This is a genomic window from Aliiroseovarius sp. F47248L (assembly GCF_023016085.1).
Classification (GTDB): domain Bacteria; phylum Pseudomonadota; class Alphaproteobacteria; order Rhodobacterales; family Rhodobacteraceae; genus Aliiroseovarius.
Genome location: NZ_JALKBF010000001.1, coordinates 2,566,693 through 2,581,013, shown reverse-complemented (window position 1 = coordinate 2,581,013; position 14,321 = coordinate 2,566,693). Strand labels below are relative to the sequence as shown.

The window sequence follows — 14,321 nt, the reverse complement described above, 5'->3', positions numbered from 1 at the left end:
ATTATTGGTTGAAAACCCGCGAGGGATGCAATTCACCAGCGCGATAGGTGCCAACTGCAACGGCTTTCCCGTCTCGGGATGCCCATGCTTCATCGCCATATTCAACATCTGACGCAATCACCATGCCGGGGTTGCCATGGCGAAGACGGGTCGCACCTTCGTCCGTCGCCTTCAGTTCCGGCAAATCCGCCAACCCGTCTTCAAGCGGATGAAGATAAGCGTCAAGCTCCCCGGTTTTCGCCAGTTTCTCGACCAGTTCAAGGTTCACGCCGTTTTCGACGTCAAACGGGCCAGACCAGATGCGGCGCAATTCGCGAACATGGCCGAGACACCCCAGAACCTCGCCCAGATCGCGGGCGATGGAACGGACGTAGCCGCCCTTGCCGCAGGTCATCTCTAGTGTGACGTGATCAGCGTCGAGTCGGTCCAGCATCACCAATTCCTCGACCCATAGGGGACGAGCAGCAATCTCGACATCTTCGCCTTCACGGGCCAACTTGTAAGCGCGTTCACCGTCGATCTTGACCGCTGAAAACTTCGGTGGCACCTGCATAATTTGGCCGGTGAACTGGCTCAAAGCGGCTTGAATATCGTTATCGGTGGGGCGGGCATCGCTTTCGGCGATGACCTCGCCTTCGGTGTCATCGGTATTGGTCGCCTGACCAAGCCGGACAGTGAAAACGTAGGCTTTCAGCGCGTCGGTGATGTAAGGCACCGTCTTGGTGGCTTCACCCAAGGCGACCGCCAGAACGCCAGTGGCTTCCGGGTCCAACGTGCCTGCATGGCCCGCTTTTTTAGCGTCCATCGCCCAACGCACCTTGTTCACCACGGCGTTCGAACTGACACCGGCGGGCTTGTCCACGACCAGCCAGCCGTGAATGTCCCGCCCCTTCTTGCGGCGTCCCATCAGATGTCCTCCGATCCTTCCTCGTCGTCATCTTTCGCGCACAGGTCGCGCTGCACGCGTTCCTGTGACAAGAGGCGATTGGTGTGGTCCATCTGGTCGAAGGTCTCGTCCACCATGAAACGCAGGTCCGGCGTGTGCTTGATCTTCAACGCCTTGCCCAGAATGCGGCGCAGCTCGCCCTTGTTGCGGGCCAGCGCCTTGATCGCCAGATCGCCATCCTTGCCACCCAAGGGCAGGGCGAACACGGTTGCAATGCTCAGGTCCGGTGTCACGCGCACCTCGCCAATTGTGATCGACATGCGCCCAAGGTCGGGGTCGTGCACATCGCTACGCATCAATGCTTCGGACAGGGTCCGGCGGATCAGCTCGGCGATGCGCAGCTGTCGCTGCGTTGGGCCGGCTGTGTCATGAAATCGGTTCTTTGCCATAAAGGCCATTTAGGCCCGATTGCGCGCCTTCGCAACAGGGCTTTGCCAAGATGGGGCAAGCGCGCTAGACAGCGATGAAGCGAAGGAGACGAAGATGAGCGATTTGCCGGGCATTGTTGTGATGGGTGCGTCAGGCCGGATGGGCCAGATGTTGATCCGTGAAATCAACGCGAACAAGGGCGCGCGACTGGTCGGCGCGTTGGAACGTTCCGGGCATGATTGGGTCGGCAAGGATATTGGTATCTGCATGGGCGGTCAGGCGCTGGGCGTCACCGTGTCGGATGATCCGCTGGAGACGATGGCCAAAGCGCAGGCGGTCATTGATTTCACCGCGCCCGCGGCCACCGTCGCCATGGCCGAGATTGCAGCGCAGGCACGCGCGGTTCATGTGATCGGCACCACCGGGCTTAGCGACGATGATCTGGCGAAGCTGGCACTGGCCGGGCGGCACTCGACCATCGTGCGTGCAGGCAATATGAGCCTTGGGGTCAATCTTCTGGTTCAACTGACCCGCAAAGTGGCCGAAGCATTGGACGAAGATTTCGACATTGAGATTATCGAGGCACATCACCACCACAAGGTGGATGCCCCCTCAGGCACCGCGCTGATGCTGGGCGAGGCTGCGGCGGCCGGTCGTGGCGTCGATCTGGTTGATGCCTCAGACCGGGGCCGGGACGGCATGACTGGCGAGCGTAAGCGCGGTGACATCGGGTTTCACGCGGTGCGCGGCGGGGACATTGTAGGCGAACATGACGTGATGTTTGCAGCCCCCGGCGAACGGATCGTTCTGCGCCATGTCGCAACGGATCGCGCCATTTTCGCCCGCGGGGCGGTGAAGGCCGCGCTTTGGGGGCAGGGCAAGAAACCCGGCGAATACGACATGATGGATGTGCTGGGGCTGTAAACGGCCTAAAGGTCGATCAAAAGTCGATCGCAATGCCCTTCTTTTCCCAATCGCCATAGCGGACAGGTTCGGGGCCGTCACGGCCGCCGTATTCTTTCGGGTGGGCTTTAGCCTCGGCCTCGGCCTTTTTGCGGCGTTCCGCGGCTTCGGCAAGCGCACGTCTGGCGGCGGGCGGCAGGTCGTTATGGGGCTTTGACGGCGTGTCGGACATGGGCCTGATCCTTGTGGCTTTCTGTGCCATGATATAGGTCGCGCGCAGATGAAACGCAAAGGGGTGCCGATGAGCAACGCCATGGACCCGCGACATATCGCGGTGGATTTGTTGGGGGACGTGCTGGACGAGCATCGTTTGCTGTCCGAGGCATTGCCGAAACGGCTGGCCAAAGTTGCCCCCGAAGACCGCGCCCGCGCCCAACGTTTGACCCTTCTCGCGCTTCGCAACATGGATCGGGCCGACCGCATGTTAGGGCCGCATCTGAAAAAGCGCCCACCTGCGCGGGTTCTGAACATTCTGCGGCTGGGTGTGGCCGAGATCTGCACAGGCGGGGCCGCGCATGGCGTGGTGAACTCGCTTGTGGCCGCGACCCGCGAAACGCGCGAAACCGAGCGGCTATCTGGTCTGGTTAACGCCGTTCTGCGCAAGGTCGCGGACGAGGCGGGCAAATGGGACAGCTTGCCGGTCCCGCGGCTACCAAAATGGCTGCGCAAACCGCTGATTGCCGATTTTGGCAAGGCGCAGGTTGAGGCGATCGAGGCCGTTCAGGCGCTTGCCCCGCCGCTTGATCTGACCGCGAAAACCGATGCGGCCGAACTGGCCAAGCGGCTTGGCGGGACGTTGCTGCCGACGGGTTCGGTGCGCCTGCAAGACGCCGGGCAAGTGACCGGGCTGGACGGGTATGAGGCGGGCGATTGGTGGGTGCAGGATGCATCGGCGGCGTTGCCGGCGAAGGTGCTTGCGCCCAAGGCGGGCGACCGCGTGCTGGATATGTGCGCCGCACCGGGTGGCAAGACCATGCAGCTTGCGGCGACCGGGGCGGATGTGACGGCGCTGGACGTGTCCGAGGTGCGGATGAAGCGCGTGGCTGAAAACCTTGCACGCACCGGGCTAGAGGCGACGTTGGTCATTGGTGACGCGCTGGAATTTGACGAGCCTCAGTTTGACGCGATCCTGTTGGATGCCCCCTGCACCGCAACCGGCACGATCCGCAGGCATCCCGATTTGCCGAACGCCAAGGATGGAAGCGACTTTCCCGGCCTGTTCGAGTTGCAGGAATACATGATCGACCGCGCCATCGGGCTGTTGAAGCAGGGCGGGCGTCTGGTCTTCTGCACGTGCAGTCTTCTGATCGACGAAGGTGAGGAACAGGTGCGTGATGCGCTGGGACGTCATGCAGATATTCAGGTCGAACTGGATGCGCTGCGTCTTCCGGGTGTTGACAACAGCTGGATTGGCCCCGAAGGGCTGCGTATATTGCCGCATTTCAACACCGAACTTGGCGGGATGGATGGGTTCTTCATCACAGCGTTTCGCAAAGCCTGACGTATATAAGCGCAATTCACCGATGACTCTCGTCATGCGGGTCTGTATGCTTTTGCCAAAGCCCCCACCAGAGGGGCCATGTTCAACGCAGTTGGATGATTGAGGCGAGGCGTCCCCGTGGTGCATCAAGACGGATTTTCCGGGTTCAAGACCCGTTTTGCGAATCGCTGGCAGGCGAAGCGCGCTGCGCGTGCGCGGCCGGCCACAGGGTTTGTATCGCAACCGGAACCACGCACGATCGGGGCCTTTGCGCGCGGCAAACAACTGATCGCGGGTAACTTTCTGTTTGCCGGTCATCTAGTGAATGCGCCTGAAGCTGGATTGTGGGATGTTACCCCTCCCAGTCAGGGGTTTTCCGAAGAGACGCAAGGATTTGTCTGGCTGGATGATCTGGCCAGCGTGGGTGACGGCGAAGCGCGCAAGCGGGCGCAGGCGTGGGTTCTGGGCTGGATCCAAACCTATGGTCGTGGAGATGGAGACGGCTGGACGCCGGACCTGACCGGGCGGCGCCTGATCCGTTGGATCAACCATGCTATTTTCCTGATGTCTGGAATGGATTCTGGCCAAAGCCGTGCGTTCTTCCGGTCTCTGGGGCAGCAAACGATTTTCTTATCCCGGCGTTGGCATGCAGCATCACCGGGATTGCCACGGTTCGAGGCATTGACCGGGTTGATCTATGCCGGTCTCGCATTGGAGGGTATGGAGCGGCATGTGGCCCCTGCGGTCAAAGCTCTTGCGCGGGAATGCGCTGATCAGATTGATGCAGAAGGCGGCATTCCGACGCGCAACCCAGAAGAGCTTCTGGATGTGTTTACGCTTTTGAATTGGGCTGCACTGGCTTTGTCGGAAAGCGGACGACAATCAGTGAAGCCTCATATGGACGCGATCGAACGCATCGCTCCAACCCTTCGCGCGCTGCGTCATGCCGATGGAGGTTTGGCGCGGTTTCACGGCGGTGGACGCGGTCTTGAGGGGCGGTTGGATCATGCGTTGGCTACGTCTGGGGTGCGCGGGCGTGCGGCGTCGGGGCGGTCGATGGGCTATACGCGTGTCAGTTCGGGGCGCACCAGTTTGATCATCGACACGGCCATCCCGCCTATTGGGTTGGCATCGGCCAACGCCCATGCTTCGACCCTTGCGTTCGAACTGACCTCCGGCCGGCGGCCTTTGATCGTAAATTGTGGTTCCGGCGCGCATTTTGGGGCCGAATGGCACAAGGCCGGACGCGCCACACCTTCGCATTCCGTTTTGGGATTGGCGGGACTGTCATCATCGCGCCTTGGCGCTGCGAAACATCATGGTGGCGGGGCCAAGGTGTTCCTGACTTCGACCCCGACTCAGGTTCACCTGCAACAGTTGAACGAAGGCGCTCTGACCGGCGTGATGGCAGCCCATGATGGCTATGCCAAAAGCCACGGGTTGACCCATATGCGGCGGATCGAGATGGATCAGGATGGTCGCGGCGTCGGGGGTGAGGATACGCTGGCCGCCGTATCTGATGCCGATCAGATGCGTTTCGATCGTGCCATGGATCAGGTCTCACTTCAGGGCATTCCGTTCAGCATACGGTTCCACCTTCACCCTGATGTCGATGCAGCCCTTGATTTGGGCGGAACGGCCGTGTCGATGGCGCTGAGGTCCGGCGAAATTTGGGTGTTCCGCTTCGAAGGCCGCGGCGAATTGGCGCTGGAAAGCAGCGTTTACTTAGAAAAGACGCGTTTGAAACCCCGGAAGACAAAACAAGTGGTTCTATCTGGCGTCGCAATGGCTTATGCGACACGCATCCGCTGGACGCTGGCCAAGGCGCAGGAAACCCCATCGGTTTTGCGTGACCTTGAACGCGGTGACACGGCGGAACTGCCAAGTTAAGAGCCAAAGGGGCCAACAGCCATGACCGACCTTCATTCCGTGCGCCGCGCGTTGATTTCTGTATCCGACAAGACCGGCCTGATTGATTTGGGCAAATCATTGGAAGAGCGCGGGATTGAAATCCTGTCGACTGGTGGATCGGCCAAAGCCCTTCGTGAAGCTGGTGTTGCCGTGAAAGATGTGGCTGATGTTACAGACTTTCCCGAGATGATGGATGGTCGCGTCAAAACCCTGCATCCCATGGTGCATGGGGGCCTTTTGGCCCTGCGCGACAATGACGAACACCTTGCATCGATGGAAGAACACGGCATCTGGGCCATCGACCTGCTGGTCGTGAACCTTTATCCGTTTGAGACCACCGTCGCATCGGGCGCCGATTATGACACCTGCATCGAGAACATCGACATTGGCGGCCCCGCGATGATCCGTGCCGCCGCCAAGAACCATGCTTTCGTCAGTGTGGTGGTGGATGTCGAGGACTACCCCAAGCTGCTGGGTGACTTGGATCAGCACGGTGGATCGACTTGCCCGAAATTCCGCAAGAAACTGGCGCAGAAAGCTTACGCGCGCACGGCGGCCTATGACGCTGCTGTTTCGAACTGGATGGCAGATGCACTTGAACTGAAAGCGCCTCATCGGCGCGCCTTTGCGGGCGAATGGAAACAGACGCTTCGCTATGGCGAAAACAGTCACCAGCAGGCCGCGTTCTACACTGATGGCTCGAACCGTCCCGGTGTGGCGACAGCCCAGCAATTGCAGGGCAAGGAACTTAGCTACAACAACATCAACGACACCGACGCCGCGTTTGAACTGGTGGCGGAGTTTGATCCGGCAGAAGGCCCCGCCGTTGCGATCATCAAACACGCCAATCCGTGCGGTGTGGCGCAGGGGGCTACGTTGGCCGAGGCGTATCAGAAAGCGTTCGACTGCGACCGCACATCGGCTTTCGGGGGAATTGTCGCGCTGAACCAGCCGCTGGACGCGGACACTGCCAAGAAAATCACCGAGATTTTCACCGAGGTCGTGATTGCGCCGGGCGCGTCTGATGAAGCGTGCGAGATATTTGCCGCCAAAAAGAATCTGCGCCTGCTGTTGACCGATGGCCTGCCTGATCCACGCGCGCCTCTGACAGCCTATAAGCAGGTGTCCGGCGGTTTGCTCGTGCAGGATAAGGATGTGGGCTATGTGGGCATGGATGATCTGAAGGTCGTGACCAAAACGGCACCGAGTGATGAACAAATGCGCGACCTATTGTTTGCATGGAAGGTGGGCAAACACGTCAAATCCAACGCAATAGTCTATGTGAAAGACCTTGCGACTGTCGGCGTGGGGGCAGGCCAGATGAGCCGTTTGGACAGCGCCAATGTTGCCGCCGCAAAAGCGCAGCGTATGGCGGACGAATTGGGTCTAGCGGAAAGCCTTGCCAAAGGGTCAGCGGTGGCCTCGGATGCGTTCTTTCCCTTCCCCGACGGGTTGCTGGAAGCTGCGGCTGCAGGGGCCACCTGTGTGATCCAACCCGGCGGGTCAATGCGTGACAACGAAGTAATCGATGCGGCCAACGAAGCCGGGCTTGCCATGGTATTCACCGGCATGCGCCATTTCCGGCACTGATCCGACCATGCGCGCGTTGTTGATATCTGCCGTGTTGGCCTTCGCTCTGGACCAGGGCAGCAAATATCATGCACTTTATTTCCTTGATCTGGACCGCGTTGGCGTGGTCCCGATCTGCCCGCCCTATCTGGTCTATCAGATGGCTTGGAACACCGGTGTCAATTTCGGGCTGTTCGGGTCGGATGCCGCCACCATGCGTTGGGTGCTTGTGATGCTGAGCATTGTGATCTCGGTCTGGGTCTTTGTGTGGGTGCGCAAAGAGCGGTTGGGCCGGCTGGCCAACATCGCTGCAGGCCTGTTGATTGGTGGCGCGCTGGGCAATGCGGTGGATCGTATTTTTTATGGGGCCGTGGTTGATTTTCTGAATATGTCCTGCTGCGGAATTCAGAACCCGTTTTCATTCAATGTGGCGGACATTTTTGTCTTCGCTGGGGCGATTGGTCTGGTTCTCTTCTCGTCATCGAAGAAGACCCCGTGACGCGCGTTTCCAGATGGGCTAAGAAGCGGTAGGAAACGAGGGTTTTTGCGTCACATGCCATTTTCATCTGTCAAACTTTTGACCGCTCTTTGCGCCGGTATTCTTCTGACCGCCTGTTCTGGTGGTGATCCCAAGCTGATGAATATCAAGTCCACGCAAGCCGGTCCTGATGAGTTCTCGATCCTGCCAACCAAACCGTTGCAAGAGCCGCCCAGCTATCAGGCACTGCCAACCCCGACACCAGGAGGCACGAACGTTACGGACCCAACACCGCATGCTGATGCTGTGGCCGCGCTTGGTGGTCAGTTGCGCAATACTGGTCTGCGCGGTGGTGAGGGTGCGCTGGTCACGGCGGCCAGCCGATATGGAGTGTCGTCCAACATTCGCGGCCAACTGGCTGCGGAAGACCTGAATTGGCGTAAGGAGAATCGCGGCAAGCTGTTGGAACGGCTGTTTAACGTGAACGTCTATTACAGCGCCTATGAGGCACAGGAACTAAACCAGCACCGAGAACTTGAACGCTTGCGCCGTTTAGGCATCTGGACGCCTGCCGCCCCACCTGATCCCGCTGCTGTGCAATGACATTTGGGCCGCATGGCCCCTTTCCCCAACCTGATCGACGGCGATCACAACTCTGTTTGTGCGCCTTGAAGCTCGCGCATCTGCGCGTAACTTGGTCACGAACAGACAGGAGTTTCGGATGCGGTTTCTGATTGCGTTAATTCTGGCCCTTGGGCTGGGTGCACCCGTTTTTGCCAAAGAAGGCGTTACGGATTTCACCTTGGACAACGGGCTTCAGGTTGTGGTCATCGAAGACCACCGTGCACCGGTCGTGGTTCATATGCTTTGGTATCGGGCAGGTGCGGCGGATGAGAAACCCGGTGTGTCCGGTATCGCCCATTTTCTTGAGCATCTGCTGTTCAAAGCCACCGACACTATGGAATCAGGTGAGTTGAGCCGCGTGGTTGCCGAAAATGGCGGGTCCGACAACGCCTTCACATCGCAAGATTATACAGCCTATTACCAGCGTGTTGCCGCAGATCGTTTGGGTCTGATGATGCAAATGGAATCTGATAGGATGCGCAATCTGCGCCTGACCGACGATGACATCGCAACCGAGCGGAACGTCATTTTGGAAGAACGTGCCCAGCGCACAGACAGCGACCCCGGCTCGTTGTTTCACGAACAGATAAACGCAGCGGCATATCTGAACCATCCCTATGGTACACCGATCATCGGCTGGCGTCACGAAGCCGCGCAATTGTCGCGTGAGGATGCGCTTGCTTTCTATGAGCGCTTCTATGCGCCGAACAACGCAATTCTGATCGTCGCGGGTGATGTGACGCCGGATGAAGTCAAGACCTTGGCGCAGGAGCACTATGGCACGCTGAAACCCACGCCGGATTTGACCGAACGCGAACGTCGCGCAGAGCCGCCGCAATTGGCTGAACGCCGCTTGCGTTTTGAAGATCCAAGGGTCTCGCAACCCTATGTCTATCGTCAGTATATCGCGCCCGAGCGCGATACAGGGGCGCAAGAGCAAGCAGCTGCGCTTGTTTATCTGGCCGAGATTTTGGGGGGCAGCGGGGCCACGTCAGTTCTGGGGCGGGCTTTGCAGTTCGAAAATCCGATCGCAGTTTACGCCGGGGCTGGTTATGGCTCGGTTATGTTGGACGACACCGAGTTCTCGCTGGTCGTCTATCCTACCCAAGGCACCAGCCTTGCCGAGGCCGAGGCGGCGCTCGACGCGCAGATCGACGGCTTTCTAGAAACCGGGATCGACCCAGAACAATTTGAACGTATCAAGTTCCAGATCCGCGCTGATCAGGTCTATTCACAAGACAGTGCAATGCAGCGGGCGCAGATGTATGGGCGTGCGCTCACCTCTGGCCTTACTGTTGAGGACGTTCAGACTTGGCCTGACGTGTTGCAAGCCGTCACACCAGAACAGGTAATGGACGCTGCGCGTCAGGTGTTTGATGATCGCCGATCCGTCACCGGCTGGTTGGTTCCCGAAGGCGGAGAGGAAATGAAATGATGCGTCTGTTTTATACGTTCGTCACGCTTGTGGTCGTGACTTTCCCCGCCCGTGCCGAGATTGCCATTCAAGAGTTAACCTCACCCACCGGCATTGACGCATGGCTGGTTGAAGAACACAGTCTACCGTTCACCGCGCTCGAGATTCGCTTTCGTGGTGGCACCTCGCTGGATCGTCCTGGCAAGCGCGGAGCCGTGAATTTTATGGTCGGTCTTCTTGAGGAAGGCTCTGGCGATCTGGACGCGCGCAGTTTTGCCGAAGCGCGTGAAAGCCTGGCCGCGTCGTTCCGGTTTGGTGCCTATGATGATGCGGTCACGGTGTCCGCCCAGTTTCTGACCGAGAACCGTAAAGAGGCAATGGACCTATTGCACACCGCACTGACCGAGCCGCGGTTTGATGATGCAGCCATCGACCGCGTCCGTGCGCAGGTCATATCACATCTTGCATCACGTACCACTGACCCAAATGCGATTGCTGGCGAGACATGGGACAGGATGGCCTACGGTGATCACCCCTACGCCAGTTACCGCGCGGGGACGGTCGAAAGCGTGGCGGGATTGACGCGGGACGATCTTGTGTCCGCCCTGAATGACGCGCTTGCGCTAGATCGGATATATGTTGCGGCCGTCGGCGACATCACGTCGGAAGAGCTAAGCATGTTGCTGGACGACCTGTTTGCCGGACTGCCCGCGATGGGTGCACCCCTGCCGCCACATGCGGAGTTTTCGCTGTCGGGCGGCACCACAGTTGTACCCTTTGACACGCCACAGTCAGTTGCAATGTTCGGACATGTTGGCATCGCTCGCGACGACCCGGATTTCTTTGCGGCCTTTGTGTTGAACGAAGTGTTGGGTGGGCGCGGTTTCAACTCGCGTTTGATGAAAGAGGTGCGAGAAAAACGCGGGCTGACCTATGGGGTCGGAACATTTCTTGTGTCTGCCGATCTGTCCGAGACCATTATGGGGCAGTTTTCAAGCCAAAACGGATCTATTGCCGAAGCGATAGAGGTGACGCGCGATGAATGGGCGCGGATCGCAAAGGATGGCATCACGCAGGACGAGTTAACCGCCGCACAGACCTTTCTGACTGGTTCGTATCCACTGCGTTTTGATGGCAACGCCAACATCGCCAACATCATGGTGTCGATGCAGATGGAGGACTTGCCCGTTGACTACATTGCCACTCGTAACGATCAGGTAATGGCGGTCACGCTTGAAGAGGCTAATCGGGTGGCCGCGCGTCTGTATAATCCTGAAGCCTTGCATTTTGTGGTGGTGGGGCAGCCTGAGGGCGTTGTTTCAAATTAACCGAACAGGGGTGTGACGCCAGGCATTTCGCAATGGTCGAATCGGCGCGGGATATGCTAGGTTTTGTGGTATGCCCGAGGATAGCCCCCATATAAGCCACGCGCGCGCCTCTGATCGCCGCCCGGTTATTCGCCAGTTGGACGATGCCGCAATCAACCGCATTGCGGCAGGTGAGGTTGTGGAACGTCCTGCATCCGCTGTGAAAGAACTTGTTGAGAATGCACTGGACGCCGGCGCCTCGCGGGTCGAGGTTGCCTATGCTGATGGTGGCAAGACCCTAATTCGCGTCACCGATGATGGCTGCGGGATTGCGCCCGATGATCTGCCTTTGGCCCTGTCGCGTCATGCAACGTCGAAGATCGACGGCTCGGACCTTCTGGACATTCACACCTTCGGCTTCCGGGGCGAGGCATTGCCGTCGCTCGGGTCGGTTGGTCGCCTGATCATCACCTCGCGGGCCGATGGGTTTGATGCTGCCACGATCCGGGTGGCAGGGAGCGAGACCAGTGCGGTCAAACCCGCCGCCTTGTCGGGAGGCACGGTGGTCGAACTGCGCGACCTGTTCTATGCAACACCCGCGCGGCTGAAATTCATGCGCACCGATAGGGCCGAGGCGCAGGCGATTACCGACGTGATCAAGTTCCTTGCGATGGCTGAACCGAATGTAGGTTTCACCCTGCGCGATGTGTCGGGTGGCGGTGAGGGCCGTGTGACCTTCCGCGCCGACCCCGAAACTGGCGATATGTTTGACGCGCTCTCTGGTCGGCTTGGGTCGATCCTTGGGCGCGATTTTTCGGATAATGCGATCCAGATTGATGCGGAACGCGATGGGCTGCGCTTGACGGGGTTCGCGGCGTTGCCGACCTATTCGCGCGGCGCGGCGGTGGCGCAGTTCCTGTTCGTCAATGGTCGCCCCGTGAAGGACAAGCTGCTGACTGGCGCATTGCGCGCGGCCTATTTCGATTTCCTCAGCCGTGATCGACATCCAGCGGCGGCACTGTTCGTATCCTGCGACCCGCATTTGGTCGACGTGAACGTGCACCCTGCAAAATCCGAGGTGAGGTTTCGCGAACCCGGCGTTGCGCGTGGTCTGATCGTGTCGGGGTTGCGACATGCGCTGGCGAATGCAGGGCATCGGGCATCCACGACCGTTGCGGGCGCGACCTTGGGCGCGATGCGCCCTGAGCCGATCGGCCCAAGGGTCTATCAAATGGACCGCCCCGGCACAGGGGTGGTCCGGCAATCATATGCCACACAAGCCCCCGGCTCTGACATGCCGGGTTTTGCTGAGATGTCCGCACCCTCAGCCCGGTTTGATCCGGTGGTCGAGCCGGAACAGGGCACCCCGCAAGAGGCTCTGCCGTTAGGCGCGGCCCGCGCGCAGCTGCATGTGAACTACATCATCGCACAGACGGAAACCGGCATGGTGATCGTTGATCAGCACGCCGCGCATGAACGCCTGGTGTATGAGAAGCTGAAACGCCAGATGGCCGAAAACGGTGTCGCGCGTCAGGCGCTTCTGATCCCTGAAATTGTTGAACTGTCCTCCGGTGATGTGGCGCGACTGTTGGAAGTCGCGGATGACCTTGCCCAAATGGGGCTGGTCATTGAACCCTTCGGCGGTGACGCTATCGCCGTGCGCGAAACGCCGGCCATTCTGGGTGAAATAAACGCCACCGCGATGATCAAGGACGTGCTGGACGAACTGGCCGACCTTGGCGACAGCAACAAGGTCCAAGCCAAAGTCGAGGCCGTGTTGTCGCGCGTCGCCTGCCACGGCTCGATCCGGTCGGGTCGTTGGATGCGCCCGGAAGAAATGAACGCCCTGCTGCGTGAAATGGAGGCTACGCCCCATTCCGGCCAGTGCAACCACGGTCGCCCCACCTATGTCGAATTGAAGCTTGCAGATATCGAAAGGCTGTTTGGCCGCACATGATCCAGATTGGTGATACCACTTATGACCTGACCGACCCGCTGGTTCTGGCGACCATCGGGGGAGCATTCTTAGCGCTGGTCATGTTCGTCCTGCTTATCGTCGTGGTGCGCCGGGCGGGGCAATCGGCACGCGTGGCCCAAGACCTTGCCCGCGATATGGGCGGTCTTGGCCAAGCAGTGCAGGTGCTTGGCGCAGGGCAAGATCAGCTTTCAGGCGGGTTGCGCACGGTATCGGATGCTCAGTCCACCGGGCAGGCGCAGGTCTTGCAGGCGATGGAAACGCGGCTTGCCCATGTGCAGCAGCAGATGAACGACCGCCTGCACGACAACGCGATGAAATCCGCGCGCGCTATGTCCGAGTTGCAGGAGCGGATGAAGGAAAGCCTGCAAGGCAACACGGTGAAGACCACCCAAAGCCTGACGCAGTTGCAGGAGCGGCTGGCGGTGATCGACAAGGCGCAGGACAATATCACGCGGCTGTCGGGCGATGTGCTGAGCCTTCAGGACATCCTGTCAAACAAGCAGACGCGTGGCGCATTTGGCGAGATACAGCTGCACGACATCGTGTCCAAGGCGCTGCCCAAAGACAGCTATGACCTACAACAGACCCTGTCTAACGGCAAACGCGCTGATTGCCTGATCCATCTGCCCAACCCGCCGGGGCCGATCGTGATCGATTCAAAATTCCCGTTGGAAGCCTATGAAGCCCTGCGCGCCGCGGACACGCCTTACGAGGTGAACGAGGCGGTAAAGTCCATGCGCATCGCGGTCAAGGCGCATATCAAGGCCATCGCCGAGAAATATATCATCGAAGGCGAAACCGCAGACGGCGCCCTGATGTTCCTGCCGTCCGAGGCCGTCTATGCCGAACTGCACGCCAACTTTCCCGAACTGGTCCGCGAAGGGTTCGAGGCGCGCGTTTGGATCGTCTCGCCCACCACCTGCATGGCGACCCTGAACACCATGCGCGCAATCCTGAAGGACGCGCGGATGCGTGAACAGGCAGGCGAGATCAGGAAGATGCTGAAACACCTTCACCGCGACGTCGAACTGGTGGTCGAACGCGCGGGTAAGCTGGAAAGCCATTTCGATCAGGCGCGGCGGGATGTTGAGGGGATTACGACGGCGGCGGAGCGCGCCGGCAAACGCGCAGCGCGCTTGGATAACTTTGATTTTGAGGAACTATCCGATGGGGCTGAGAATGTGGTGCCGATTGGGAAGGGGTGAAGTGTCGTTGACATCTGATATGGTCGCATTGAGTCCCCCTTCGCAGAGTTCTACGGTGCGTCTAACCTCCGCTTCAC

Annotated in this window: 13 protein-coding genes; 10 read left to right on the top strand and 3 right to left on the bottom strand. The window is 59.5% G+C overall.

Features of this window, described 5'->3' with window-relative positions; translation table 11 throughout:
* Position 1 precedes the first annotated feature (1 nt).
* Entirely contained in the window at positions 2 to 907 is a 906-nt protein-coding gene (truB, locus tag MWU51_RS12785) for a tRNA pseudouridine(55) synthase TruB (RefSeq protein ID WP_247037644.1), read from the bottom strand.
* Entirely contained in the window at positions 907 to 1,335 is a 429-nt protein-coding gene (rbfA, locus tag MWU51_RS12780; protein ID WP_247037643.1) for a 30S ribosome-binding factor RbfA, read from the bottom strand. Before rbfA ends, truB begins: the two co-directional genes overlap by 1 nt.
* Positions 1,336 to 1,429: 94 nt before the next feature.
* Between rbfA and dapB the strand changes: the two genes are divergently transcribed.
* The gene (gene dapB, locus MWU51_RS12775) at positions 1,430 to 2,239 is read left to right on the top strand and encodes a 4-hydroxy-tetrahydrodipicolinate reductase (protein WP_247037642.1); all 810 of its coding nucleotides are present in this window, start codon (positions 1,430 to 1,432) and stop codon (positions 2,237 to 2,239) included.
* Positions 2,240 to 2,255: 16 nt separating this feature from the next.
* Here the strand turns inward: dapB and MWU51_RS12770 are convergent, their stop codons facing one another.
* Positions 2,256 to 2,450, bottom strand: coding sequence for a DUF1674 domain-containing protein (locus tag MWU51_RS12770; RefSeq protein ID WP_247037641.1), 195 nt, complete (start codon positions 2,448 to 2,450; stop codon positions 2,256 to 2,258).
* Positions 2,451 to 2,519: 69 nt separating this feature from the next.
* Between MWU51_RS12770 and MWU51_RS12765 the strand changes: the two genes are divergently transcribed.
* The 9 genes from MWU51_RS12765 to rmuC all read left to right on the top strand — a co-directional run bounded on the left by MWU51_RS12765 (position 2,520) and on the right by rmuC (position 14,244).
* On the top strand, positions 2,520 to 3,779 hold the full coding sequence (locus MWU51_RS12765) for a transcription antitermination factor NusB (RefSeq protein WP_247037640.1): 1,260 nt from the start codon (positions 2,520 to 2,522) through the stop codon (positions 3,777 to 3,779).
* Positions 3,780 to 3,896: 117 nt separating this feature from the next.
* A complete protein-coding gene (locus MWU51_RS12760; protein ID WP_247037639.1) occupies positions 3,897 to 5,648 on the top strand; it encodes a heparinase II/III family protein in 1,752 nt (583 codons plus the stop codon).
* A gap of 21 nt (positions 5,649 to 5,669) precedes the next feature.
* Positions 5,670 to 7,259, top strand: coding sequence for a bifunctional phosphoribosylaminoimidazolecarboxamide formyltransferase/IMP cyclohydrolase (purH, locus tag MWU51_RS12755; protein ID WP_247037637.1), 1,590 nt, complete (start codon positions 5,670 to 5,672; stop codon positions 7,257 to 7,259).
* Positions 7,198 to 7,737 carry a signal peptidase II gene (gene lspA, locus MWU51_RS12750; RefSeq protein ID WP_348646741.1) on the top strand — a complete coding sequence of 180 codons (540 nt, stop codon included), beginning with the start codon at positions 7,198 to 7,200 and terminating at the stop codon, positions 7,735 to 7,737. Before purH ends, lspA begins: the two co-directional genes overlap by 62 nt.
* Before the next feature lie 54 nt (positions 7,738 to 7,791).
* Positions 7,792 to 8,319: a DUF3035 domain-containing protein gene (locus MWU51_RS12745; RefSeq protein WP_247037636.1), complete on the top strand. Its 528-nt coding sequence runs from the start codon at positions 7,792 to 7,794 to the stop codon at positions 8,317 to 8,319.
* A gap of 118 nt (positions 8,320 to 8,437) precedes the next feature.
* On the top strand, positions 8,438 to 9,775 hold the full coding sequence (locus MWU51_RS12740; protein ID WP_247037635.1) for a pitrilysin family protein: 1,338 nt from the start codon (positions 8,438 to 8,440) through the stop codon (positions 9,773 to 9,775).
* The gene (locus MWU51_RS12735) at positions 9,775 to 11,082 is read left to right on the top strand and encodes a pitrilysin family protein (protein ID WP_247038850.1); all 1,308 of its coding nucleotides are present in this window, start codon (positions 9,775 to 9,777) and stop codon (positions 11,080 to 11,082) included. The genes MWU51_RS12740 and MWU51_RS12735 overlap by 1 nt, the downstream gene beginning before the upstream one ends.
* Positions 11,083 to 11,152: 70 nt before the next feature.
* Complete coding sequence (gene mutL, locus MWU51_RS12730; RefSeq protein WP_247037634.1) at positions 11,153 to 13,018, top strand: DNA mismatch repair endonuclease MutL; 1,866 nt, start codon at positions 11,153 to 11,155, stop codon at positions 13,016 to 13,018.
* Entirely contained in the window at positions 13,015 to 14,244 is a 1,230-nt protein-coding gene (gene rmuC, locus MWU51_RS12725) for a DNA recombination protein RmuC (RefSeq protein ID WP_247037633.1), read from the top strand. The genes mutL and rmuC overlap by 4 nt, the downstream gene beginning before the upstream one ends.
* Positions 14,245 to 14,321: the final 77 nt, after the last annotated feature.